This is a genomic window from Sphaerisporangium sp. NPDC005289 (assembly GCF_040607455.1).
Taxonomy (GTDB): Bacteria; Actinomycetota; Actinomycetes; order Streptosporangiales; family Streptosporangiaceae; genus Sphaerisporangium; species Sphaerisporangium rhizosphaerae.
Genome location: NZ_JBEXGS010000002.1, coordinates 334,384 through 359,283 on the forward strand (window position 1 = coordinate 334,384; position 24,900 = coordinate 359,283).

The 24,900-nt window shown below is 71.8% G+C and carries 21 protein-coding genes and 2 pseudogenes; 13 read left to right on the forward strand and 10 right to left on the reverse strand.

The features are described from left to right. Positions 1-1,113 precede the first annotated feature (1,113 nt). The 4 genes from ABZT47_RS04275 (at position 1,114) to ABZT47_RS04290 (ending at position 5,172) form a co-directional block, all read left to right on the forward strand. Complete coding sequence (locus ABZT47_RS04275) at positions 1,114-1,548, forward strand: hypothetical protein (protein ID WP_354836018.1); 435 nt, start codon at positions 1,114-1,116, stop codon at positions 1,546-1,548. A gap of 298 nt (positions 1,549-1,846) precedes the next feature. Beyond that, on the forward strand, positions 1,847-3,379 hold the full coding sequence (locus ABZT47_RS04280; RefSeq protein ID WP_354836019.1) for a glycosyl hydrolase 53 family protein: 1,533 nt from the start codon (positions 1,847-1,849) through the stop codon (positions 3,377-3,379). Between the two features lie 185 nt (positions 3,380-3,564). Further along, positions 3,565-4,410, forward strand: coding sequence for a class I SAM-dependent methyltransferase (locus ABZT47_RS04285; protein WP_354836021.1), 846 nt, complete (start codon positions 3,565-3,567; stop codon positions 4,408-4,410). Between the two features lie 72 nt (positions 4,411-4,482). Beyond that, positions 4,483-5,172, forward strand: coding sequence for a helix-turn-helix domain-containing protein (locus ABZT47_RS04290; RefSeq protein WP_354836023.1), 690 nt, complete (start codon positions 4,483-4,485; stop codon positions 5,170-5,172). Between the two features lie 77 nt (positions 5,173-5,249). Here ABZT47_RS04290 and ABZT47_RS04295 read toward each other — a convergent pair. Further along, positions 5,250-5,450, reverse strand: a pseudogene (locus tag ABZT47_RS04295) (DUF397 domain-containing protein); the annotation flags it as partial. 107 nt (positions 5,451-5,557) lie between these two features. Between ABZT47_RS04295 and ABZT47_RS04300 the strand changes: the two are divergent. Together ABZT47_RS04300 and ABZT47_RS04305 are read left to right on the forward strand one after the other, a co-directional pair. Further along, the gene (locus ABZT47_RS04300; RefSeq protein WP_354836025.1) at positions 5,558-6,583 is read left to right on the forward strand and encodes a methyltransferase; all 1,026 of its coding nucleotides are present in this window, start codon (positions 5,558-5,560) and stop codon (positions 6,581-6,583) included. A 44-nt stretch (positions 6,584-6,627) separates the two neighbouring features. Next, positions 6,628-6,791, forward strand: a pseudogene (locus ABZT47_RS04305) (transposase); the annotation flags it as partial. Between the two features lie 15 nt (positions 6,792-6,806). Here the strand turns inward: ABZT47_RS04305 and ABZT47_RS04310 are convergent. Next, positions 6,807-7,793 (reverse strand): glucosyl-3-phosphoglycerate synthase, encoded by a 987-nt coding sequence (locus ABZT47_RS04310; RefSeq protein WP_354836027.1) that lies wholly within the window; start codon positions 7,791-7,793, stop codon positions 6,807-6,809. A gap of 92 nt (positions 7,794-7,885) precedes the next feature. Further along, positions 7,886-9,355, reverse strand: coding sequence for a helix-turn-helix domain-containing protein (locus ABZT47_RS04315; protein ID WP_354836029.1), 1,470 nt, complete (start codon positions 9,353-9,355; stop codon positions 7,886-7,888). 334 nt (positions 9,356-9,689) lie between these two features. On the opposite strand from ABZT47_RS04315, the gene aceA reads away from it, so the two are divergent. Continuing rightward, positions 9,690-10,982, forward strand: coding sequence for an isocitrate lyase (gene aceA, locus ABZT47_RS04320; protein ID WP_354836031.1), 1,293 nt, complete (start codon positions 9,690-9,692; stop codon positions 10,980-10,982). 54 nt (positions 10,983-11,036) lie between these two features. On the opposite strand, the gene ABZT47_RS04325 is transcribed toward aceA, so the two are convergent. From ABZT47_RS04325 to ABZT47_RS04335, 3 genes are all read right to left on the reverse strand, one after another. Beyond that, complete coding sequence (locus tag ABZT47_RS04325; RefSeq protein WP_354836033.1) at positions 11,037-12,686, reverse strand: serine/threonine-protein kinase; 1,650 nt, start codon at positions 12,684-12,686, stop codon at positions 11,037-11,039. Between the two features lie 385 nt (positions 12,687-13,071). Next, positions 13,072-14,145 carry an alpha/beta hydrolase gene (locus ABZT47_RS04330; protein WP_354836035.1) on the reverse strand — a complete coding sequence of 358 codons (1,074 nt, stop codon included), beginning with the start codon at positions 14,143-14,145 and terminating at the stop codon, positions 13,072-13,074. A gap of 133 nt (positions 14,146-14,278) precedes the next feature. Further along, complete coding sequence (locus ABZT47_RS04335) at positions 14,279-14,692, reverse strand: MarR family transcriptional regulator (RefSeq protein ID WP_354836037.1); 414 nt, start codon at positions 14,690-14,692, stop codon at positions 14,279-14,281. Between the two features lie 156 nt (positions 14,693-14,848). On the opposite strand from ABZT47_RS04335, the gene ABZT47_RS04340 reads away from it, so the two are divergent. The 4 genes from ABZT47_RS04340 (at position 14,849) to ABZT47_RS04355 (ending at position 18,354) form a co-directional block, all read left to right on the forward strand. Beyond that, positions 14,849-15,754 (forward strand): LLM class flavin-dependent oxidoreductase, encoded by a 906-nt coding sequence (locus ABZT47_RS04340; protein WP_354836039.1) that lies wholly within the window; start codon positions 14,849-14,851, stop codon positions 15,752-15,754. Positions 15,755-15,859: 105 nt separating this feature from the next. After that, positions 15,860-16,768: an ABC-2 family transporter protein gene (locus ABZT47_RS04345; protein ID WP_354836041.1), complete on the forward strand. Its 909-nt coding sequence runs from the start codon at positions 15,860-15,862 to the stop codon at positions 16,766-16,768. A gap of 6 nt (positions 16,769-16,774) precedes the next feature. Then, the gene (locus ABZT47_RS04350) at positions 16,775-17,572 is read left to right on the forward strand and encodes an ABC-2 family transporter protein (RefSeq protein WP_354836043.1); all 798 of its coding nucleotides are present in this window, start codon (positions 16,775-16,777) and stop codon (positions 17,570-17,572) included. Positions 17,573-17,577: 5 nt separating this feature from the next. Beyond that, complete coding sequence (locus tag ABZT47_RS04355) at positions 17,578-18,354, forward strand: ATP-binding cassette domain-containing protein (RefSeq protein WP_354836045.1); 777 nt, start codon at positions 17,578-17,580, stop codon at positions 18,352-18,354. 125 nt (positions 18,355-18,479) lie between these two features. Here ABZT47_RS04355 and ABZT47_RS04360 read toward each other — a convergent pair whose 3' ends face one another. Further along, entirely contained in the window at positions 18,480-18,992 is a 513-nt protein-coding gene (locus ABZT47_RS04360; RefSeq protein ID WP_354836047.1) for a hypothetical protein, read from the reverse strand. A gap of 428 nt (positions 18,993-19,420) precedes the next feature. Between ABZT47_RS04360 and ABZT47_RS04365 the strand changes: the two genes are divergently transcribed. Then, on the forward strand, positions 19,421-19,999 hold the full coding sequence (locus tag ABZT47_RS04365; protein WP_354836049.1) for an MFS transporter: 579 nt from the start codon (positions 19,421-19,423) through the stop codon (positions 19,997-19,999). A 579-nt stretch (positions 20,000-20,578) separates the two neighbouring features. Further along, positions 20,579-21,337 (forward strand): YcnI family protein, encoded by a 759-nt coding sequence (locus ABZT47_RS04370; protein ID WP_354836051.1) that lies wholly within the window; start codon positions 20,579-20,581, stop codon positions 21,335-21,337. A gap of 146 nt (positions 21,338-21,483) precedes the next feature. On the opposite strand, the gene ABZT47_RS04375 is transcribed toward ABZT47_RS04370, so the two are convergent. Genes ABZT47_RS04375 through ABZT47_RS04385 form a run of 3 tightly spaced genes read right to left on the reverse strand, consistent with a single transcriptional unit; the run spans position 21,484 to position 24,867 of the window. Then, entirely contained in the window at positions 21,484-22,638 is a 1,155-nt protein-coding gene (locus ABZT47_RS04375; RefSeq protein WP_354836053.1) for an ABC transporter permease, read from the reverse strand. Then, entirely contained in the window at positions 22,625-23,641 is a 1,017-nt protein-coding gene (locus ABZT47_RS04380) for an ABC transporter ATP-binding protein (protein WP_354836566.1), read from the reverse strand. The genes ABZT47_RS04375 and ABZT47_RS04380 overlap by 14 nt, the downstream gene beginning before the upstream one ends. A gap of 2 nt (positions 23,642-23,643) precedes the next feature. Next, on the reverse strand, positions 23,644-24,867 hold the full coding sequence (locus tag ABZT47_RS04385; RefSeq protein WP_354836055.1) for a DUF2092 domain-containing protein: 1,224 nt from the start codon (positions 24,865-24,867) through the stop codon (positions 23,644-23,646). Between the last annotated feature and the right edge of the window lie 33 nt (positions 24,868-24,900).

Here is a 24,900-nt window from a genome sequence, read left to right on the forward strand (position 1 = left end):
GTCCGCCGGGAGGACATCACATCGCGCGTACGAGGTTCACCCCGCACAGCGAACGTCAGGTCGCGACCACAGGCGGCGTCACAGGCGCAAGATCGGATTGCCCGGGCGCATGAACTCACATGGTCGGCACGAGAACGTCGCGAGCGGAAGCCGAGTCGCGAACACACGAGAACATCCGGCGGATCACGAACGACAGGAGGCGGGCACAAGCGAGGTCATCACCTATGCGAGATGAACCTGGGAGGCACAACGTCAGACTTTCCCCCGAGCAGGTCGCCGGCATGAAGCGCATCGACACACGAGATCAGAACGGGAGACACAACGCGGACTTTCTTCATCCGAGCAGGCCGCCGACATGAGAACGGATCACACACGCGGAATCAGATCGGGAGATGGAACGTCAGGATTCGATCATCTGAGCAGGTCGCCGACATGAGATCAGGAACGCACACGTGAGATCACCCTGAGAGGTACGAGGTCAGGTTTCGATCACCCCGGCGGTTGGCCGGCATGAGGTCGGATTGCGAGCAGGAGTGACGGCGAAAGGAGCATTCGCAAGGTGGGTCCCGGCGCCGCCCTGGCAGGTCCAGCGGCGATCGCCGGGGCCCGGGCAGACCGACCCGCGCGCTCGGACCAGAAGCGCTTCCCCCTTACGACGAATGTGATGGATGACAATGATCTTCGCGGTTATCGATGAGAACCACCGTCGAGCGGGGAGCCTCCTCGCTTCTCGCGACCGGCGCGCCGGACGGGCGTGGAGCACTCGTCCGTGGGCGCCTCATGACGCGCGGCGACGTCACGGCCGGCACCCTCGGCTGTGCGGGAGGCGTCCCCGCCTCTGGACGGGCCACGCGCGAGGCCGCGGCCACAGCGGACGGCTCTTCGCCCGCCCCGGGCGCGTCCGCGGCCGCGTCCTGCGACTGCTGGGGCGGCGCACGAGAGTCCGTATCCCGCGACCCCGCGGCCGGCGCTCACGACCACGAGGAGGGTTCTGACGGCCGACGCGGACGGCGCGAACACGACGGGGACGGCAAGCCGGCATGCACAATAAGCCGGGCGAGCAAGATGAGCGGAGTGAGCGGATGAGGCCGAGAAAGGGGTGCGGCGGAGCATATGAACGTTAGCGCCGCGGCGGTCGCAAGTGCCGTCACCTTCCTGTGGCTGGGAATGGTCCTGGCCATCTCCTTCCTTGAGGCGCCGCTGAAGTTCCGCGCTCCGGGGGTGACGCTGCCACTCGGCCTGGGCATCGGCCGCCTGGTGTTCCGGGCCCTGAACCGGGTCGAGGCGGCGCTGGCGGCGGCGCTGGTCGTGGCGGGCGTGACAGGCCGTCCCCCGGTGACGCCGGCCGCCGCCGGGCTGGTCGCGGTGGCGGCGCTGGCCGTCCAGCTCGCCGCGGTGCGACCGGGTCTGAACCGCCGTTCCGACCGAGTGCTGGCGGGCGAGGACGCTCCCCGCTCCCGGGCGCACCACGCGTACATCGCGCTGGAGCTGGTCAAGGTCGTGGCCCTGCTGGTCCTGGGGGTGTCACTGCTCGCGGCCCTGTCCTGATCACCGGCGTCATCGGCCGAGGATGCACCGCCGACTCGGCGTGCCACCGGCGCGGGCCCGTTGCGAGACACCGGACGGGAGCTCACGGCGACAACGTCCGCCTCACCTCGGGTGGCCGACATCTGGCACGTCTTCTGTGAACGTACACAGGTGGAAATGCCCGCCATAAGCCCGCCAGGCCGCTGACGTCGTGGTTAGCGCGGGCGCTGACCTGACTGTTTCCGGACGTCTTCCCAAGCCCGTCGGGGCACATTACCGTGCACGTTCACAGAACCGTCCTTTCCCTGACGGAGGACCTATGAGAAGGACGTTGGCGGCGGTGTCGTGCGGCGCCGCGCTGCTGTTCCCGATGGTGGCGGTGACGCCGGCGCGGGCCGCGACGACGGTGACGAACGGGGGGTTCGAGTCCTCCGGCACCGGGGTGGCGAGCCCTCCGGGATGGACGACGTCCGGCACGGCGTCCGCCGACTACACCGAGACCGGCGGGCGTTCCGGCTCCTACCGGCTCACCCACTGGTCGTCGTCGGCGTACACGGTGAAGACGTCGCAGACGCTCACCGGCCTGGCCGCCGGCCCCTACACGCTCAGTCTGTACGTCAAGAACGGCGGCGGGCAGGGGTCGGTGTACGCGGGCCTGGAGAACTGCGGCGGTCCGGCCGCGCAGACGGCGCTGCCGGTGACCGCCGACTGGCTGAAGGTCGTCGTGTCGGCGAACGTCTCCGGCGGTTCCTGCACGATCAGCCTGTACTCCAGCGCCTCGGCCGGGAACTGGGCCAGTTTCGACGACGTCTCGTTCGCGGCGGGCGCGAGCAACCTGTCCATCAAGGGGGCGGACGTCTCGACGCTGGCCAAGTCCGAGGCGTACGGCGGCGTCTACTACGGGTCCGACGGGGCGAGGCGGGACGCACTGTCGGTGCTGAGGTCCTCTGGCGCGAACTACGCGCGGCTGAAGGTCTGGGTGCGCCCGGCCGACGGCTACAACGACAAGGCGCACGTGCTGGCCATGGCGCGGCGGGTGAAGGCCCTGGGCATGGGCCTGCTCGTGGACTTCCACTACTCCGACCGCTGGGCCGACCCCGGCACGCAGACCAAGCCCGCGTCCTGGGCCTCTCTGCCGTTCGACCAGCTCAGGCAGGCCGTGTACGACCACACCTACGACGTGCTGAACGCGCTGAAGGCACAGGGCACGACGGCCGACATGGCGCAGATCGGCAACGAGATCAACGACGGCATGCTGTGGGAGGACGGCCGGGCCTCGGCGAACTTCGGCAGGCTCGCCCAACTGCTCAACGCCGGGTCGGACGCGGTCAGGGCCGTGTCGTCGTCGACGAAGGTGGTCGTCCACCTGGCCGAGGGCGGCAACAACTCGCTCTTCCGCTGGTTCTTCGACAACGCCAGGAACAACGGCGTGCGCTACGACGTCATCGGCGCCTCCTACTACTCGTACTGGCACGGCACGCTCGCCGCCATGCAGGCCAACCTCCTCGACATCAGGTCCAGGTACGGCAAGCCGGTGTTCCTCGCCGAGACGGCCTATCCCTTCACGACGGGCAACGACGACGGCGAGCCCAACATCATCACGGCCGCCACCCCCTACACCGGCTACCCGGCGACGCAGGCGGGCCAGGCGGCCATGTTCCGCGACGTGCTGAGCACGGCGCAGGCGGCGGGCGCGCTCGGCGCCTTCTACTGGGAGCCGACCTGGACGGCCGTCACCGGGAACGGCTGGGACCCCGAGAACCCCGGCTCGGGCGACGGCTGGGACAACCAGGCCCTGTTCGACTTCAACAACCGGCCGACCGCCGCCATGGCCCAGTTCACCCATCCCTGACCCGGCCGCGCCGCCAGAACCCCGACACGTCGAGCCGCCGCCGGCGGGAGCCCATGAGGCCCGCCGGCGGCGGCTCGCGCCGTTTCCGGATGCTACAGTCATGAACATGCGTTCATGAACGATCGTTCATGACAGGATGGCCGGAAGCACAGGAGCTCCCGGGCCGACGGAAGGGACGTACGCCGATGACCTCGATCGTCAACACCGCGCAGGCCGAGGCGTGGAACGGGTACGAGGGCTCACACTGGGCCGACAACCACGACCGCTACGACGCGGTCAACAACGGCTTCAACGACCATCTGCTCCGTGCGGCCGCCATCGGTGAGCACGACCAGGTGCTGGACGTCGGCTGCGGCAACGGCCAGGTGACCCGGCTGGCCGCGCGGCGCGCCCCGCTGGGCGCGGCCACGGGGCTCGACCTGTCGGCGCCGATGCTCAGGCGGGCACGAGCGCTCGCCGACGCCGAAGGCGTGCGGAACCTCGCCTTCGAGCAGGGGGACGCCCAGGTGCACCCCTTCCCCGAAGGCGCCTACGACGTGGCCATCAGCCGGTTCGGCGTCATGTTCTTCGCCGACCCGGTGGCGGCGTTCGCCAACATCGGCCGCGCACTGCGCCCGGGCGGGCGCGTCGCCTTCCTCGCCCTGCAGACGATGGACCGGAACGACCTCGGCCGGGTCTTCGCCGGGCTGCGGGCTCTGCTCCCCCCGACCGCCGCCGTCGAGGAGGCCCACGGCCCGGGGCCCGACTCACTCGCCGACCCGGCGCGGGTGCGGCAGATCTTCACCGCCGCGGGCTTCTCCGACGTCGCCTGCACGCCCGTCGAGGCTCCCCAGGTCTGGGGACGCGACACCGAAGACGCGGCCGCGTTCCTCGGCGACTGGGGCCCTGTGCACCATTGGCTCGGCCAGGTGGACGCCGCGGCGGCGGCCAAGGTACGCCGGGCGCTCGCCGAGGCGCTGGCCCCCTTCGAGCAGGACGGCGCCGTCCGCCTCAACGGCGCCGCCCTGCTCATCACCGCCCTCCGCCCCTGACCCGTCCCCGATCCGACACCCCGCGCCGCCCCCGATCACCGGCGGGGGCGGCGGTCAATACGATGTGGCGTGATGTCTCCGAGAAAAGCGGCCGTGCTGCGTGACGGCGGCGGGCAGAGCCTGCGCGACCACCTGATCGCCACCGCCGAACGCCTGATCGCCGAGGGCGGCACCGCGGGCCTCACCGTGCGCGCCATCGCCCGGGAGGCGCGGGTCGCCGACGGCGTGCTGTACAACCACTTCGCCGACAAGGAAGAGCTGCTCGCGCTCGGCCTGCACGCGCACGTCCGCAGCGTCGAGACGGCGCTGGGCGAACCGCCGCGCACGGCCGGTGAGGGCACGGTGGCCGCGAACCTGCGCGCCTACATCGCCTACAGCCTGGCGCTGCACGTCGCGATCATGCCCGCCTTCGCCGGTCTGCTGGGCCGGCCTCAGGTGCTGGCGAATTTCGAGCGGCTGTCCAACCCGATGGCCGGCGGGCGCGGCCTGCGCTCCGACCTGGCCGGCTACCTGCGCGCCGAACAGCGCCTCGGCCGCCTGTCCCCCGGCGCCGACGTGGACGCCGCCGCCACGATGATCATCGGCGCGTGCCACGACCTGGTCCTCCCGCGCCTGTTCACCGGCGCGCCGGCGACGCCCGTCCCCGACGACCTCATCGACGCCCTCGTCACGACCATCATGCACGGCATCACCCCCACCCCCGGCCGCCCCTCACCCGACGCCACGACCAAGGACGGCGAGCGCGCCAACGAAGCGACGTGACTCCTGGGCCCCCCGCGTAGAGGGTGGTGGGTCAGGCCACGAATACGGCCGGCTTCGGAAATCGTGGTCCGCGACTTCTACTCGGCACGGCCGCACCGGTCACCTTCCACCCCGTCGATGAAGGCGTCCCACTCAGCGTGAGCGAAGACCAGCTTGGGACCTTTCGGATCCTTGGAATCACGAACGGCGACCCCTCCGGAATGATCGGCCTCGTGGCCGGTACCAGCGGCGGCACCCTTCAGTTCCGCGATCTCAACGCAGTCACCGCCATTGTCGCCAGAGAAACCGGACGGTTATCCCTCTGTCGACGACGCCTTACGGCTCGCACAATGATTGCGACGACGATCGCGCCGTCCACGTGCCGGGGACGAATCGGAGGCGTTTCATGGCCGCCAGTGATGACCACCACGCCGCGCTCGATCGACAGACGGGGCCCTTCGACACACTGACCGCGGCGCTCGGCGGCCTGTTCGTCGGGCACTGTCTGGGCGCCGTGGCCAGGTTCAGCGTCGCCGACGCGCTCGACGACACGCCGCGGACGGCCCAGGAGCTGGCCGAAGTCACCGGGGCGAATCCCGAGGCCCTCAGTCGTGTGCTTCGCCTCCTCGCTGCCCATGGCGTCTTCGCGGCCGGCGACGACCGCTTCACCCACACCGGCGCGTCGCGAATGCTCCGTTCCGACCATCCCCAGTCTTGGCGTGACTTCGTGGCAACATTCGGAACCGAACGTACTGCGAAGCAACTGGGTTACTTCGACTACTCACTCCAGACTGGACTCCCGGCCACGAACAAGCTGCATCCGGACGGGTTCTTCGCCATCCTTCAGAGTGATCCCGAGGCGGGCCGGGTCTTCGACGCCGCGATGGTCTCAAAGGCGCGTATCCAGGTCGCGAGCGTCCTGGCCGCCTACGACTTCTCGGACTGCGGAACGATCGCCGACATCGGCGGCGGCCAAGGACACCTAATGCGGGCGGTGGTGGACGCGGCCGAGCGAACCACGGGCATCCTTTTCGACCTGCCCCCGGTGATCGAGCGTGCCGCGGAGATCGCCTCCGATCGGCTCACGCTGCAAGCCGGCGACTTCTTCAAGGACCCGCTGCCGGTCTGCGACACCTACATGCTCATGGACGTGATCCACGACTGGGACGTCGAGCGGGCCACGGCGATCCTGACCGCCGTACGGAAGGCCGCTCCGCCGCATGCGCGGCTGTTGTTGGTGGAGAGCGTCATCCCCGACGACCCTGGGCCCGACTGGTCCAAAGCCATGGACATCATGATGCTCATCCACACCGGGGGCAGGCAACGCACCCGCAGCGAACACGAGTCGCTGTTGCAGACCTGCGGTTTCCGGCTCGAGCGGGTCGTTGCGACGACATCAGATATGTCGATCCTCGAGGCGGTGTGTGCCTGACCGGGCACTGATTTTCGGTCCGCGTCGAGCGGGATCCTGGCCGATCCCTTGGGAGGGTCGAAAACAGCCAGATCGGAGTGTTCCTCGGCTACGCCTGCGCGGCCGGTCGGGCGCTGCCGGATGTCCGGCTCTACCTGCCGCGGTCCTGGGTCGCCGACCGGGCCGGTGTGCGGCCGCCGATATCCCCGCCGATATCGAGTTCGCGACGTTGTCGGGGCCGCGGTTATGGGGGTGTTGGGCGGCAGGTGAGGAGGTCGGGGAGGTGGGAGGCGGCGTATTCGGGGATCTCGGCCATCGGAGGGCGTTCGGGGGCGGCGACGTCGCGGTCGATCGGCAGGTGGCCGGCCTCGCCGCGGCGGAACTGGGTCAGCCCGGAGGCGGGGACGTGCATGGGCACGATCTTGCGCTGGCGTTCCAGGCGCGCCCACGCCGTGTGCATGATCTGCCCGGCCATGACGCCCAGGGCCTCGGTGGACTGGTGGGAGTGCACCCGCCTTCCGAGGTCCACCTGGGCGAGCGCGTCCAGGCCGGCGTACTCCAGCAGGTCGACGAGCAGGCCGAGTTCCACGCCGTACCCGGTCGCGAACGGCACGCGTTCCAGCACCTCGCGGCGACCTGCGTACTCCCCCGCGAGCGGCTGGACGAAGCCGGCGAGCAGCGGCCAGTGCAGGTTCAGCATCGGGCGGGCGACCAGCTCGGTGACGCGCCCGCCCCCGCTCTGCGCCTCGCGCAGCGGCCGGTCGTAGCACCCCTTGACGTACACCACGGACGGGTCGGCGAGCAGGGGGCCGAGCAGGCCGGTGACGAAGCCGGTGCCGAACTCGCGCAGGTCGGCGTCGATGAACACCAGCAGGTCGCCGGAGGTGACGGCCAACGACTTCCACAGCACGTCGCCCTTGCCGTCCATCGGCGCCACGGCGGGCAGGATCTCGTCCTGGGCGAAGACCTTGGCCCCCGCCTGCACGGCGCGGGCGGCGGTGTCGTCGGTGGAGCGCGAGTCGATGACGACGAGCTCGTCGACGAGCGGGACGTCCTCCACCAGGTCGCGGCGGATCGCCGAGACGATCTCGCCGACGGTTGCGGCCTCGTTCCTGGCTGGGAGGACGACGCTGATCCTGGTGTCGCCCTTCGCGGCGATCAGGTCGCCGACCGGCCAGTCGGCCGATGCCGTCGTGCGGTCGCGCAGCCACGTCTTCACCTCAGGCAGCACGCGATCCCCCCGTCGCCTCCCATCACCTGACGTATCACTTTAAGCGGCGCGATCGCCTCCTTTGGCGGCGCGGCCGTACCGGCGCCGCCGGGTCAGGGGCCGGCGTGGCGTTCGAGGAAGGAGTAGACGTCGGCCTCGTCCACGCCGGGGAACGAGCCCGGGGGCAGGGCCGCCAGCACGTGGGAGTTGCCCCGCGCCGAGGGCCAGGCGTAGCCCTCCCAGCGCTGGGTCAGCTCGGCCGGCGGGCGGCGGCAGCAGTCTCCGGACGGGCAGTTCGACTTGGTCCTGTTGGTGGTCTCCCGGCCCCGGAACCAGCGGGACTCGCGGTAGGGCACGCCGAGCGTGATGGCGAAGTCGCGCTCGCGCGAGGGGTCGACGTGGGCGATGCAGAAGTAGGTGCCGGTGGGCGAGTCGGAGTACTGGTGGTACACCGAGAAGCGGTCGGGTGACAGGAAGACCTGGCGCCCTGACCAGCGCAGGCACATCCGCTGCCCCTCTATGGCGCCCTGCTCGTCGGCGGGGAAGACGATGCCGTCGTTCTCGTAGGCCTTGTAGATGATGCCGCCCGCGTCGTTGCGGACGAAGTGGCACGCCAGGTCAAGGTGGTGGGTCGCCAGGTTGGTGAAGCGGTGCGCGGCCATCTCGTAGGAGACGGCGAACACGTCCCGCAGGTCCTCCACCGACAGCGCGCGGTCGCGCTTGGCCTCCTGCAGGTAGGGGACGGCGGCCGTCTCGGGCACCAGGACGGCGGCGGCGAAGTAGTTGGCCTCGGTGCGCTGACGCAGGAAGTCGGCGAAGTCGCGGGGCTTGTGGTGGCCGAGCGCGAGGTGGCCGAGGGTCTGCAGCAGGATCGTGCGCGGAGTGTGCATGCCGAGCTGCTCGTGCTGGACGTAGATGCGCCGGTTGCGCAGGTCGGTGATCGACCGCACCGAGCGGGGAAGGTCCTGCGCGGTCCGCACGGTGAAACCGAAGTGGGTCACCAGCGCCTGCACGGTGCCCTGCGACAGCGCGCCGGTGCGGTAGCCCACGGCGGCCAGCGCCTCGGCCGCGGCGGTCTCGATCTCGGCGAAGTAGTTGCCCTGCTCGCGCTGCTTGCGCCGCAGCTCGGCGTTGGCCGCCCTGGCCTCCTCGGGGGTGGCGGTGCCCTTGGCCTCGCGCGAGCGCAGCTCCTCGTACAGCCCGACGATGTGCTCCAGGACGTCGCTCGGCACCCGGGCGGAGACCTTCAGCCGGGGCAGGCCGATCGAGGCGTAGACGGGGTCGCGCTGCGCCTGCTCCAGGGCGATCTCGAGCTGCGCGCGGCGGCTCGGAGCCTGGCGGCGCAGCAGTTCCTCGACCGGGACGCCGAGCGCGACGGCGAGCGCCTTCAGCAGCGACAGCTTGGGCTCGCGCTTTCCGTTCTCCAGCAGGGAGAGCTGGCTCGGGGCGCGCCCGACGCGTTCGCCGAGCTCCGACAGGGTGAGCCCGCGCTGCTTGCGCAGGTGCTTCAGCCGCTGGCCGAACGCGAGGAGGTCGAGCTCCTGCGTCAAAGACAGCGGTTCTTCTCCCACCAAAGACGCCATAGCACGATCCTAAACGCAAATTCCACCGTTCTTCCAGCCTTACCCGGGTACCTGGGCCGCTCGCGCCGCGGCCGTGCGCTCCTGTCCCGTCCGCGCCGCCACCCCGACCGCTTCCGCGCGGGCCGGTGGCGGACCCGGCGACCGCGACAGTGATTCAGAGCGGATGGATTGGTCTAGTCCATAGTGAAAACTTTGCGCTTCTTGCCACATGAATACTGCCGAGTATTCATCAGACCCGAAAATTCTGACAGCTTTCACGCGATCACTCTTGTTCTGGCGGCTCGAACCATCGCAGACTCGAACCAAGCCCCCAGAGGACGCAGAAGGAGTCAAAATGGAAGATCGCCTCAAGGGAGCTGCAGATGAGCTGCGGCGCGACTGGGAGAGCGACCCGCGCTGGAAGGACGTCGAGCGGACCTACACGGCCGAGGACGTCGTCCGCCTGCGCGGCACCGTGCAGGAGGAGCACACTCTCGCCCGTCTCGGCGCCGAGCGGCTGTGGTCACTCCTGCGGACCGACGAGTACGTGCACGCACTCGGAGCCCTCACCGGCAACCAGGCCGTGCAGCAGGTCAAGGCGGGCCTGAAGGCCATCTACCTGTCCGGCTGGCAGGTCGCGGCGGACGCCAACCTCGGCGGGCAGACCTACCCCGACCAGAGCCTGTACCCGGCCAACTCGGTGCCCGCCGTGGTGCGCCGGATCAACAACGCGCTGATGCGCGCCGACCAGATCACCTGGTCGGAGGGCGAGGCGGACGCTCCGCACTGGATGGCCCCCATCGTCGCCGACGCCGAGGCCGGCTTCGGCGGCGTCCTCAACGCCTTCGAGCTGATGAAGGGCATGATCGCCGCGGGCGCGGCGGGCGTGCACTGGGAGGACCAGCTCGCCTCGGAGAAGAAGTGCGGTCACCTCGGCGGCAAAGTGCTGATCCCGACCGGCCAGCACATCAAGACCCTCAACGCGGCCCGCCTCGCGGCGGACGTGTGCGACGTGCCGACCCTGATCATCGCGCGGACCGACGCCCAGGCCGCGACGCTCCTGACCAGCGACGTCGACGCCCGCGACCAGGCGTTCACCACCGGCGAGCGCACTCCCGAGGGCTTCTACCGCGTGCGCAACGGCGTGGACGCCTGCATCGCCCGCGGCCTGGCCTACGCCCCGTACTCCGACCTGCTGTGGATGGAGACCTCCACACCCGACCTGGACGTGGCGCGGCGCTTCGCGGAGGCGATCAAGGACCGCTTCCCCGACCAGATGCTCGCCTACAACTGCTCGCCGTCGTTCAACTGGAAGCAGCACCTGGACGACTCGACCATCGCCAAGTTCCAGCGCGAGCTCGGCCACATGGGCTACCGCTTCCAGTTCATCACCCTGGCGGGCTTCCACTCGCTGAACTACTCGATGTACCACCTCGCGCGCGGCTACGCCGAGGAGGGCATGCCCGCCTACGTCGAGCTGCAGGAGGCGGAGTTCGCCGCCGAGCGGCAGGGCTACACCGCGACGCGCCACCAGCGCGAGGTGGGCACCGGCTACTTCGACCTGGTCAGCACCGCCGTCGCACCGGACTCCTCGACGGTGGCGCTCAAGGGCTCGACCGAGGCCGAGCAGTTCGCCCGCCCGCACTAGGTTCGGGCGGCACGGGGCGGTCAGACCGGCAGGGCGGTAGGACGGCGCGGGCGGTCAGGCCGAGGGGGAGGAGTCGCTGAGGGTGGGAGTGGGCTGCGGCGGCGTCGGCTCCGGCGACTCGCCGTCCCCCCACTCCGGGACCTGGCTGATGCTGATCGTCGGCTTGGGGCTCTTGGTGGGCTTCGGATCGCCGGTGCCGCCGGGCGGGCGCGGGCTGGGCGGGCACGGCTTCTCCTTGCCGCGCTTGTTCCGGCACGGCTGAGGCTCGTCGGGCACCTGGGGCCGGGGCGTCGTGCGCTTGGGGGACGGCGACGGCGGCGGCGAGGGGACGGGGGTCTGCCAGGTGGCCGTCGGCGCCCCCTCCGGTCCCTCGGTGCGGCGCGCCGACGGCGACCCCGGCGGGTTCGGCGTGGTGGTGAACGCCGGCGGGCGCCCGGGGGCGGTGGCGGTGCCGGACGGGGACCCGTAGTCGGTGCCGCGCACGACGGGCCCCGAGGTGTCCAGCACCTCGACCGGGACGCGCGACCCCTGGATCGGCACGGCGACCGGCACCCTGCCGGGGCGGTTCGCGCTCTCGTCGATGCGGGTCGCGCCGGTGCTCGCCGCCACGACGGTCACCGCGGCGATCGACACCGTGGCGAGCGCCGCGAAGCCGGCGTGCGAGGCGTGCCCGCGCCGGGCCGCCGCCCGGCGCGCCGCCCGCGCGCCCGTGGTGGGCGCGCCGTCCTGCCGCTCGTCCTCACCGGCGCCGGCGAGCTTGAGGTGCCGCGCGCCCATCGGGTACGGGACGGGCGCCCAGATCTCCTCCAGCACGGCGGTCACGGCCTCACGGCGGTCCCAGGAACGGTCGACTCCCCCGGCGTCCAGCAGCCATCCGAGCAGCGCCGCGGCCCCGGGCCGGTCGCCGGGCTCCTTGGCCAGCGCGGCCGAGACCGGGTCCCACAGCAGCTTGGGCACCGAGGACAGCCGGGGCTGCTCGACCAGGATGCGCCGCGTGAGCACGTCGGCCTCGCCGGCGCCGAACGGGTGGTGGCCGGTCGCGGCGTAGGCGACCAGGCAGCCCCAGGCGAACACGTCGGAGGCCGGGATCGCCGGGCCGCCGGTGAGGCGCTCGGGCGCCACCCAGCCGGGGCTGCCCATGACCTGCCCGGCCTGCGTGTGCGCGACGGCGGCGTCGAGGTCCCTGGCGATGCCGAAGTCGATGATCCGCGGCCCCCTTGGCGAGAGCAGCACGTTGCCGGGCTTGAGGTCGCGGTGGACGAAGCCGGCCTCGTGGATGGCCACCAGCGCGGCCGCGGCCCCGAGGGCGACGCCGTAGGCGAGGTCGGGCGTGAGCGGCCCCCGCACGGCGACCACCTGAGACAGGGACGGGCCGGGGATGTACTCGGTCACCAGGTAGGGCCGGTCGCGGTCGGTGCCGTCCTCCTCGACGGCGGCGGTGCAGAACGGCACCACGCGGCGGGAGAACTCGACCTCCTCGGCGAAGCGCGCGCGCAGCGTCGGGTCGCCGAGATGGACCGAATGCGGGGTCTTGAGCGCGACCAGGCCGCCCTCGGGCCGCTCGGCGAGGTAGACCACGCCCATGCCACCGGCGCCGAGCCTGCCGAGCAGGAGGTAGCGCCCGATGATCACCGGGTCGCCCACCGTCAGCGGCCGAACGCCTGGAGGCGTCCCGCTCGGGACGCCTGCTCCGCCACGTGCCATCCGGAGATGACCTCCCTTCGGGGTACGGCACAGGCCACTGTGTCTCCCCGTGAGGACATCTGGCGTGAACTAGTTGAAAGCGGCATGAGAGGTAAGGTGACTGATCCCTGCAGGTAAGGAAGCGGTGTGCCGCCTGTGACGGCAGGGACCGCTGTGAGCTGCCGACTTCCCAGCACGTCCCCTCTCACAGGGCTCCCTGACGGCCGGTCGGACCCGGTCGTGCGGGGTCGGCCGGCGGCGCTGGAAACCGGGCTCCTCGGCCGTGCGAGACTCCGGCGCCGCCGTTTCAGGCGGCGCGGGACCCCGGTGCCCCTGCGGCGCGGGAAGCGGCGACCTCGCGGCGCGGGAAGCGGTGACCCTGCGGCACCGGAACCGGGGCCTGCGTTCAGGCGGCGGCGGTGGACCCGGGACCCTCAGGCACGCTGGCCCCGGCCACCGCCGACCCGGCCACCGCGGGCCCCGCCACCGCGGACCCGACGGCCGTGGCGCCGGACGGCTCGCTCGCGACGGAGGCGGCGACGGCGTCGAGGAACCGCCCGATGTGGCGGAAGACCATCTGCGCCTCCGGGACGACGTCCGCCAGCATCGCGAACACGTGCGGCATGCGGCGCCACTCCTCGTAGGTCACCTTCACCCCGGCCCGGCGCGCCTGGAGGGCGACGCGGCGGTCCTCGTCGCGCAGCACCTCGGTGGACCCGGTCACGACCATCATGGGCGGCAGGCCGGTGTAGTCCCCGTACACGGGCGAGACCAGCGGGTCATGGCAGTCCAGGCCCGCGGTCCAGCGGCGCGCGAGCCAGTCGACCCGGCCGGCGGACAGCATCGGGTCGGCCCAGCGGTTGGCCCTGCGTCGCACGTCCGACAGGTCGGCCCACGGCGACAGGCAGATCGCGGCGCCGGGCAGCGGCATGCCGCGGTCGCGCAGTGCGAGCAGCGTGGCCAGGGTGAGGTGCCCGCCGGCGGAGTCGCCGGCGACGATGACGTCCTGCGGGGCGAAGCCGCGGTCGAGCAGGCCCTGGTAGGCGTCCAGGGCGTCGGCCAGCGACTCCGGCAGCGAGTGGATCGGCCCCTGGCGGTAGTCGAGGGCGAAGACCGGACGGCGCGCGACCGCCGACAGGCGCCAGGTGATCGGGCGGTGCGTCGCCGGGGAGCAGAAGAAATAGGCGCCGCCGTGGAAGTAGAGCACCACCTTGCTCTCGTCCAGGTCGTCGCCGGCCCGCACCCACTCGGAGCCGCAGGGCTCCCCGTCCACCTTGTCGATCGTCACATGGCCCGGCACCGGGAGCGGCAGCCGCTGGCTCAGCTCGACGACCCGCGAGACGCAGCTGATGCCCAGGCCGTGCCTGACCAGAAGCGCCGACAGGGGTTTGGTGGTCCCGCGCATCAGCGTGTTGAACAGTGCGGCCCGCCAGCTGACGGGGTACGCGGGCTGGATGTCTACGTCGATCTCCCGAGACATCACGAACCTCCACCGGGCGATACCAATCCGAACGCCGTTCTATGCCGACGCGTATACCCCGGTTTACATGACGTTTACACGGTACGTCGAGAGGCAAACGGAAGATTTGACCTGGTAGGGGGCTATAAGGGCTTCAGGTGAGGTTCTGCCGGATCTCTCCGAGGAAGCGCAGGAACTGCTCGCGCTCCGCCGCGTCGAGGGTGCGCAGGGCCCGCTCGCTCAGCCGCGCCATCTCCTCGTCGATCACGCTCTCGAGCTCGCGGCCGCGGTCGGTCAGCAGCAGCCGCACGAGGCGCGCGTCGGTCGGATGCGGCTCGCGGCGCAGCAGGCCGGCGGCCTCCATACGGGTGGCCGCGCGGGTGACGGTGGGCGTGGACAGCTCCAGCAGCCGGGCGATCTCGCCGGGGGCCATGCCGTCGTTCTCCCACAGGCACCGCAGGATGAACTGCTGGCCCGAGCGCACGCCATGGCGGTTGTAGGCGGCCTCGGACGCCAGCGCCATCGCCCGCTTGGCCGTCCAGAACGCGGTCTGGAAGTCGGTGGCCACCTCTCCCCTCCTGCCGATCGTGCCGGGATCTCCCGCAACGTACCAGGAAGACTTGACGGTCTTTCGTTAGCTGACTAACGTAATCCGCTGCCCGGCTAACGTTAGTCGGCTCACGTTCATCGCGGGCGCCCGTCGCCCACGTGCGAAAGGCGCCCCATGACCGACCGACCGCGGGTGAGCTTCGGCCTCAAGACCGTCCCCTCGCACACCACCTACGACGACATCCTGCGGGTCTGGCAGGAGGCCGACGCCATCCCCCTCATCGAGCACGCCTGGCTGTGGGACCACATGCTGCCGCTGTTCGGCGACCCCGGCGGGCCGATCTACGAGGGGTGGACGCTGCTCGCCGCCCTGGCCGCCCTCACCGAGCGGCTGCGCCTCGGGCTGATGGTCACCAGCAACCTCACCCGCCCGCCGGCCGTGCTCGCCAAGATCGCCGCGACCGTCGACGTGATCTCCGGCGGCCGCCTGGTCCTCGGCATCGGCGTCGGCGGCACCCACCAGCCCGGCGACATCTCCGTGCCCCGCGAGTACGACGCCTACGGCCTGACCGCCGTCTCCCCCGCGGAGGGCGTCGCCCGGCTGGCGGAGTCCTGCACGATCATCCGGCGCATGTGGACCGAGGACGTCTTCGACTTCGAGGGGCGCCACTACCGGCTCAAGGGCACCCGCTGCGCGCCCAAGCCGGTGCAGCGGCCCGGCCCGCCCGTATTGATCGGCGGCTGGGGGACCCGGACGCTGCGCGTCGTGGCCGAGCACGCCGACATCTGGAACATCCCCGCCCATCCGCACAACACCGTCGCCTACGTCAAGGAGCGCGGCGCCGTCCTGGACGAGCACTGCGCCGCCATCGGGCGCGACCCGGCGGAGATCATCCGGTCGGCCCAGATGGTGGCCGACTACGACGACCCGGCCGCCACGCGGGGCACGGCCCTGGAGCTCATCGACGCCGGCGTCACCCACATCGCCCTCGGCCTGCGCACCCCCTACCCCGAGGGCGTCGCCCACTGGGCCACCGACCACGTCATCGCCCCCGTACTCTCCCAGACCGCCCACTCTTGAGCCCCGGGGCGACCGGGCCGGGAGGGCCTGTCATCGGCGGACGAGGGACGGCTGCACCTCTGCCTGGGACCGGTGACGACCGGCCTGCCCGGCCCTCGCGGCCGGGTGGCCCTTCGTAGACGCCGTCGCGCGGTCCGGTGCGGCGGCACGGAAGGCGCGGAAAATGCCGATGATCTGTACGGCGCGGCTGGTTACAATGCGAGTCCAGCCGTCACCGGAGGTGCCGCCTTCGCGCTCTATCTCACCATCTTCCGATACGGTTTCCGCCGTCACGCCACCTACTGGGGCGCGGCGCTCGCCGGGGCCTTCACCAACACGGTGTTCGGCTTCCTGCGCGCGTACGTGCTCATCGCCCTGTGGCACGCCCGGCCCGGCCTGGCCGGGTACGACGTCACCGACGCGATCACCTTCTGCTTCCTCACCCAGGGGTTCATCGGCCCCATGGAACTGTTCGGCGGCGGTCTCGATCTCGCCCAGCGGGTGCGCACCGGCGACGTCGCCCTCGACCTGTCGCGCCCCGCGTCGCTCCAGATGTGGGCCCTCGCCGACGACCTCGGCCGGGCGGTGTTCCTGTTCGTCGCCCGCAGCGTCCCGCCCACTCTGGTCGGCGCGGTGGTCTTCGGCATCCACCTCCCCGGCGGCGCGGCCACCTGGGCGGCGTTCCTGGCCTCGATGACGCTGGGCGTCGTCGTCAGCTTCGGCCTGCGCTACCTGGTCGCGATGTCGACGTTCTGGATCGTGGACGACCGTGGCGTCCAGTCGCTGTCGCTGGTCATGACGATGTTCTTCAGCGGCATGACCCTGCCGCTGGTGCTGTTCCCCGGCTGGCTCGGCACGCTGGCCGACGCGCTGCCGTGGGCCGCGATGGTGCAGGTGCCGGCCGACGTCTTCCTCGGCAAGCGTGACGTCCTCGGCGCGCTCGCCTTCCAGGCCGCCTGGGTCACGGCGCTCCTCGCGGCGGGCGCCGCGGTCACCCGCACCGCCCGCCGCAAAGTCGTCATCCAGGGCGGGTGAGGCGGCGTGCTCGAACCGGCCAGGACGTACGTGCTGCTCGCGGTCACCTGGATCCGCGCCGCGGCCCAGTATCCGGTGTCGATGGCGATGCTCATCATCGGCTCGTTCCTCGTCACCGGCCTGGAGCTCGCGGCGATCGCGCTGATCTTCACCCACACCGCCTCGCTCGGCGGCTTCACCCTGCCCGAGGTGATGTTCCTGTACGGCACCTCGGGCATGTCCTTCGCACTCGCCGACCTGCTGTTCGGCAACGTGGACAAGCTGAGCCAGCACGTCAAGGCGGGCACGTTCGACGCGATGCTGATCCGGCCGGCCAGCCCGTTCGTGCAGATGGCCGTGGACCGGTTCAGCTTCCAGCGCTTCGGACGCACCGCCCAGGCGGTCACCGTGCTCGCCATCGCGCTCCCCCAGTTGCACGTGCCCTGGCAGCGGGCATGGATGGTCCCGCTCATGGTGCTGTGCGGCATCGTGCTGTTCGCCGCCATCTGGACCCTCGGCGGCGCGCTCCAGTTCCTGCTCACCGACGCGCCGGAGATCGCCAACGCCTTCACCTACGGCGGCGGCCAGCTCACGCAGTTCCCGCTCACCGTCTTCGGCACCGACCTGGTGCGCGCGGTGACCTTCATCGTGCCGCTGGCCTTCGTCAACTGGCAGCCCGGCCTCTACGTCCTGGACCGCGCCGACCCGCTCGGCCTGCCGTACTGGCTGCGCTTCATGGGCCCGGCCGCCGCTCTCACACTGGCCTGCCTGGCCGGGCTCGCCTGGCGGGCCGGGCTGCGCCGCTACCGTTCCACCGGGAGTTGACCACAGTGATCACAGTCGACGGCGTCGGCCGTTCCTTCACCGTCCGGAGCGGACGCGGACTGCTGCGCGGCGGGACGCGCGTGGTGCACGCCGTCCGCGACCTGTCGTTCGAGGTGGCCGCCGGGGAGTTCGTCGGCTACCTCGGCCCGAACGGCGCCGGCAAGTCCACCACGATCAAGATGCTGACCGGCATCCTCGCCCCGACCGGCGGAAAGATCGAGGTCGCCGGCCTCGATCCGTCCCGCCGCCGCACGGCGCTCGCCCGTCGCATCGGCGTGGTCTTCGGGCAGCGGACGACGTTGTGGTGGGATCTGCCGTTGCGGGACAGCTTCACCCTGATCCGGCACCTTTACAAAGTAGATCGCGAGGAGCACCGCAGGCGACTGGCCGAACTGTCGGAGGTGCTCGAACTGGGCTCGTTCCTCGACAAGCCGGTCCGCCAGCTCAGCCTCGGCCAGCGCATGCGGGGCGACATCGCGGCGGCGCTGCTGCACGATCCGGCCGTCCTGGTGCTGGACGAGCCGACCATCGGGCTCGACGTGGTGAGCAAGGCGGCGGTCCGCGGCTTCCTGCGCGACCTCAACGCCGAACGCGGGACGACCGTGCTGCTGACCACCCACGACCTCGGGGACATCGAGCGGCTCTGCCGCCGGGTCATGCTCATCGACCACGGGAGCCTCGCCTTCGACGGCACCGTGGACGATCTCATGGCCACCGCCCCGGACGAGACCTCCATAGAGGACGTCGTCACCCGCCTCTACACCCGCCGCCTCCCCCTGTGACCCGCCCGCCACCGGCGGCCGCGCTCGCCCCGCGCCCTGCGAGCCCGCCTGCACCCGTAGCCCGGCAGGTCAGGGGTCGCTCATGACCGAGTTGCTCGTCCCCGGAAGCGCGCCACGACCGCCGGTCAGTAGTAACCTCCGGCGGCCTGCGGGGTCTCCTCCTCGTAGCCGTCGTCCAGGTCGCGCCGGCGCCCCGCCCAGCGGGAAGGCATCAGCACCGGGATGAACAACGCGATGCCCAGCATCGCGAACACCCCCTTGCCCAGCAGGTCCTGCATGCCCTTGCCCGCCTGGACGACCATCGGGTGCATCGACGGAGCGGTGGGGGCGAGCCCGAGCGCGCGGTGCACGTCGAGGGTGTAGATCACCGTCCAGGCCAGCAGCACCATGGACGGGACGAACGTCGCCAGCGGCGAGACCCGGCTCGCCACGACCAGACCCAGCACGAGCCCGGCCACCAGCATCGCGCCGAGGCCGACCAGCGCCGGGGTGTCGCGCACCGGGTCGACCGCGCCCGCCGCCATGCTCCTGGCCGCGTCCTGGGACGCCCAGCCGGTGCCTGCAAGCAGGACCGCGGTCACGACGACGCCGAGCAGAAGTCCCAGGAAGTGCCGCACGGCCACCACCACGCCCTTCACAGAACCAATGAACGCGGGCAACAGTAGCGACAAATACCGCCAAACGGCAGACATCAGACGCACACCGAAAGACCACCCACCAGCGCCGCACCCTCACCCGCCCACCAGGGGCTCACCCATCCGGACAGGCGAGCGTGATTCTGGAAGCGACCGGCGTATGCACAGGAACCTCAGCCCTCCACCGCCCCACCGAGGCGAAAGACGGGTCCGACCGCTCCATCCGGACAAGCAGGCACAGCCCGTGCCAGCGAGACCAGCGGGGCGCCCGGTCAGGGGAAACCAGCCGGGTCAGCGGAAGCAGCCCGGGCGGGCCAGCCGGGGCAGCCGGGGCAGCCGGGGCCGCGGGGGCGGGGGGGCGGCGGGGGCACCCCAGTCCTGGGGTGGGGTGGGGACAACCGGACTCACGGCATGGCACGATGTGGGGCGTCATGCGTGCCCGCCTTCCCCTGCGCCTGGCGCGGTCGGCCGTCTTCACGGTCGTCTGCGTGGGCCTCGCCGTGCTCGGCCACCGGGTCGCCGGCGGGACGGGGCCCGCCACGTGGGCGGTGGCGGGCGGATCGGCCGGCGTGACGCTCGCCGCGACGCTGATCGCCGGGCGCGAGCGCTCGCCACGGACGATCATCGGTTTCCTGATCGCCGCCCAGGTCGTCCTGCACGAACTGTTCGGCGCCTCGGGTGGCGCGGGTTCCCCTCTCAGCCTCCACGTCTCCCACGGCCAAGGGCTCGGCGCGGGTCTCGGCATGGTCATCGCCCACCTCACGGCCACGCTGATGACCGGCTGGTGGCTGGCCCAGGGCGAGTCGGCCCTGTGGTCGGTACTGCGCCGGATGGGCACCCGCGCCCTGCTCGGGCTGTCCCGGCTGCTGACACTGCTGGGCGGCGACCCCACCGCCCTCCTCCCCCGACCGACCGGACGCGGTCCCCGCCGCCTCGCGCCGCCCCCGGCTCGCGAGGCTCTCCGCCACACGGTCACCAGGCGCGGTCCACCACTTCCCGCCACCCGCTGACCCTTCGCGGCTCGGGCACCGCCCGGAAAACCCTCACCGGCGCCCCGTCCGCCCCCTTGACGGCCACATCACCTCGTCAGACCACATGACCTCGCCAGACCACGGATGAACCAACCGGCCACCGGCATCGGCCCCCGATCCGGCCGGCCCACCGGTGGCTCGTCCAACGGTCACCCGGCGCGATCGGCATAGGCCGCCCCTGGGCCCGGTCCTGTGGCCCGCGGCTGACTGGCCCTCCGTCACGTGGCTTTGCGGGTGGACGGGTCCTCCCTCACGTGGCCTTGCGGATGGACGAGCCTCCGTCACGTGGCCTTGCGGGCGGTAGTTGGATCGTCCGTCCCGTGACCTCGCGAATGGACGGTCCTCCGTCGCGTGGCCCTCAAGGGTGAGCGGCTCTTTGTGGAGCGCCCTGGCCGGCACTTCCATCGTGCCGCCCCGAGAGTGGTCCGTATGGCGCGCCTGTCCACCGGGCGTTGTCGAGGGCCGGCGTCTTCCTCGGCCACCGTGGCCGCGCGCGCCGTCCGGTGCCGCCGGCGGCCTGCATCGCCTTGTCTTTCCTCGATGAAGTGGAGTCCTCACATGTCGTTCACCGCAGTCGCGCGTCGCGGCGTCGTCGTCGCAGCCGGCGCACTCGCCCTCGTCACGGGTCTCGCCCTGCCCGCCCTCGCCCATGTCACCATCAACCCCGGCACGGCCGAGAAGGGCGGATTCACCAAGGTCGCCTTCCGGGTTCCCAACGAGCGGGACGACGCCTCCACCACCAAGCTCGTGATCGACCTCCCGGTCGACCATCCGCTGCCGTTCGTGTCGGTCCGTCCGGTGCCCGGCTGGAAGGCCGAGGTCACCGAGACCAAGCTCCCCAAGGCCGTGCCGTCCAAGTACGGCGACATCACCGAGGCCGTCACCAGGATCACCTGGAGCGGCGGGAAGATCGGCCCGAAGCAGTTCCAGGAGTTCGAGGTGTCCATGGGCTTCCTTCCCGAGGACACCGACCAGTTGCTGTTCCCGGCGACCCAGACCTACTCCAACGGTGAGGTCGTGAAGTGGGCCGACGAGCCGAAGGCGGACGGATCGGAGGCCGAGCACCCCGTCCCGACGCTCAAGCTGGTCGCCGCGGGCACACAGGAGGATGACCACCACGGGGCGGCCTCCGCGAGCCCCGCGGCCTCCACCGCCCCGGCCGTGGCGGTGAAGGCGTCCGGTCCCGGCGCACACGACGAAGCCGACTCCGACGGGACCGCGCGACTGCTCGGCGGCATCGGCATCGCCGTCGGCCTGGCCGGCGTGGCCACCGGCGTCATCGGCCTGCGCCGCGGACACCGCCCCTCCGAACACTGACGACGCCTCCGGACGCTCACGACCGTGACGTGACCGCGGCCAGGTCGGCCATGGAACCGCGGGCGGAGCCGTGGGCAGGCGAACCGCAGTTGGGAAGCGGAGCCCTGGATGGGCGCGCCAGGGGGATGAGCCTCTGGCGCGCCTGGTCAGCTGGTGATGTCGCGGCCGGTGAAGTGGGCCCAGGCGATCGAGAGGGCGATCAGGATGTAGGCGCCGTACACCAGCAGGCCCTGGGTCATTCCCTCGGTCGCTATCGGGTCGCGCAGAGCGCCGTCGAAGGAGCTCCACCAGTAGGTCAGAAGATACGGCCGCGCCGGCTCGAGCTGCGGGATGGCGCTGAGCACGTGCGAGAACACCACGCCCACGATGGTCGCCGCCACCGCGCCGATCGGAACCTCGGTCAGCGTCGAGACGGCCAGGCCGACCGCTCCGAGCGCCGCCATGCCGGCGGCGGTGTACCCGGTGACGATGAGGACGCGCACCAGCCCCTCGCCGACGGAGATCGTCGACCCGGACAGCAACGTGATCGGGCCGACCGGGAAGAGCACCAGCCCGGTGACCAGCGCGCCCGCGGCGACGACCGAGGTGGCCACCAGCGCGTAGACGGTCACGTTGGCGAACTTGACGGCCAGCAGGCGGGTGCGCCCGGCGGGAGCGGTGAGCAGGTAGCGAAGGGTGCCCCCTCCGGCCTCCCCCGCGATCGCGTCACCGGCGACCACCGAGACCGACAGCGGGAGCAGCATCACCAGCAGCAGCGACAAGGCCACGAAGGTCAGCATGAGCCCGTTCCCGGCGACCTGCGTGATCAGCGAGGGGATCTCCTCGTCGACGTCCCCGCCGAAGGCCCGCAGCACGACGCCGATGAGCGCCGGGACGCAGGCCAGGACGATGAGCATCGCGATGTTGCGGGGCTTGCGGAAGGTCAGCCCGAGCTCTGAGCCGAGCAACCGCAACATCGCCCGCCCTGGAGACGGCCGCCCACGCCCCTGAGGCGGACGACCGGCGGAGCCCTCGGTCACGCCGACCGCACCCGCGGCAGCCGGGACCTCATGGGCGGCGGACGGCGTGATCGCCGCATCGGAGAGACCGCCGTGCGCGGCGGGCAGGTCGGCGACGGGTGGGGGCTGGCGGGGAAGAGGTGAGGTGGCCCCGCCCCCGGGGGCATCGCCGGGCGGGGCGGAGGTGCCGGCGGCGGGTGCGGCCTGGCGGGGCAGGGTCGTGGCGTTGGTCCCGTGGAGGGTGTCGGCGTGTGGCGAAGACAGGGTGGCGGGGGTGCGGGGGGTGGCGTCAGGCGTCGACATCGAAACCTTCTCCTGTGAGGCTGACGAAGACCTCTTCGAGGCTCGGCCGTTCGACGGTGAAGCCGCGCACGGCGACGCCGTCGGTGACGAGCAGGGCGCAGACCCGTTCAGGGGCGTGCTCGCCGAGCAGCGCCGTGACCCGCTCGGCCTCCCCGGGCTCGGCCGTGGCGCGCACCTCGGCCAGGCCGAGACGGCGCAGGACGGCGGCGGCCTGGGCGACGTGCGGGGTGTCCACGCGCACGCGCGGCGCGTGGCCGGCCCGTAGCCCGGCGATGGGCCCCTGGGTGACCAGCCGGCCGGAGCGCATGACGCCGACGTGGGTGCACATGTGCTCGACCTCGGTCAGCAGGTGGGAGGAGACGAAGACGGTGGTGCCGTCGGCGGCGACGTCCTTGATGAGCGAACGGACCTCGCGGGTGCCCTGAGGATCCAGGCCGTTGGTCGGCTCGTCCAGGACGAGCAGCTCGCGCGGCCCGAGGAGGGCGCCGGCGATGGCCAGGCGCTGGCGCATGCCCAGGGAGTAGGCGCGGTACCTCTTGCGGGCCGCCGCCCCGAGCCCGACCCGTTCGAGCGCGGCGCCGACGCGGGCGGACACCGTGCGCGGGTCGGCGGCCGGGTCGGCGGCGTCGTACCGGCGGAGGTTCGCCTCGCCGGACAGGTAGGGGTAGAAGGCGGGCCCCTCCACCAGGGCGCCGATCTTGGGGAGCGTGGCGGCGAGACCGGCCGGCATCGGCCGGCCGAGCACGTCGCAGCCGCCGCTCGTGGGCTGGACCAGGCCGAGCAGCATGCGGATCGTGGTGGTCTTGCCCGACCCGTTCGGGCCGAGGAAGCCGAACACCGAGCCGCGGGGCACGGCGAGGCGGAGGTCGTCGACGGCGACCTGGCCGCCGCGGAAGCGCTTGGTCAGCCCGCGGGCGACGATCGCGCAGTCGCCCGCGAAGGCCGTCTGGTGGGCCGCCCGAGGGGGCGCCGCCTCGTGCGCCCCCTCGCCCGTCGTCACCATGGTCACCTGCGTCCGGCCGCCTCGGTCAGCGCCTCGGGCGTGACCGCGCCGATCAGCAGCCGGCCGTCGTCGGTCAGCAGCGCCGAGACCAGCTTGCTCTCGATCACCCTGCCGCTCCCCCACGGCCCGGAGACCCGCTTGGCGGACTTCAGCAGCGAGTCGGCGAGTTTGCTCGGATCGGTGTCGCCGAACTTGCCGGCGCCGAGCCGCTTGGACGGGGTGGACGGGGTGGACGGGGTGGACGGGGTGGACGGGGTGGACGGGGTGGACGGGGTGGACGGGGTGGACGGGGTGGACGGGGCCAGGTTCTCAGGAGAGAACGGCAGCTCGGCGATGGTGCCCCAGCCGGTGCCGTGGGTGCGCGCCCCCGCCTTCGCCTGCTGACCGGCCTTGGCGCCGGCCACGACCTCGTCACCGGGACCCCCGTCCCCGGCGCCGAGCGTCTTGTCCTCGACCTTGGCCCCGGCGGGCGGCGTGAAGGCGAAGTTCTCCGGCGCGGGAGTGGTGAAGGCGACCTGGGTGAAGCCCACCTCGAACGCCGGCTCGGCGGTGCCCTTGGCGTAGACCTGGACGCGCAGCGGGATGTAGGTCTCGCCGTCGAGCGCGACGGTGACCTTGCCGACCAGGGACGTGGCGACCTTGGGCGTGAGCACGAGCTGGTAGGCGGCGCGCCCGGCGACGTGCTGGCCGTTCTCGACGCCGACCGCCGTGTCCTGGCCGGCCGCCTTGAGCAGCTCTCCGGCCAGATCTTCCGGCGTGCGCGCGGTGGGCAGCACCGACGGGGTGGGGATGGCGTGCGCCCCGGCCGGGCCGTCGAGCTTGTAGCGGGTGGCGGTGTTGGTGCCGCTCTGCCACAGCCACGCCTCGCCGTGGCCGGTGGAGATCAGGTCGGTCTCGCTCATCTGGCCGGGCAGGGCGAGCCGCACGCGGTCGTCGCCGCCGTACCAGACCTTCAAGGTGTGGGAGCCGGACAGCAGGGCGAACGGGGAGCTGCTCACGCCCGCGGTCGCCGGCAGGGCCGGCAGGCCGAGGGATGCGGTCTCCACGACGGTGCCCGACATGGCGGGGGGCTCGGCGCGGCTCGCGTTCTTGGCGACCTCGGCGAGCAACTGCTGGGCGGTGCGCTCGGGCAGCGCCGGGTCGCCCTGGACGGCGGCGATCACCGGCCCGGTGCCCACGGCTGCGCCCACCACCACGACGGCGGCGATGGGGACGCCCCACCTCACGGCGCGTGATCTTCTCGACTGGGACGGCATGTC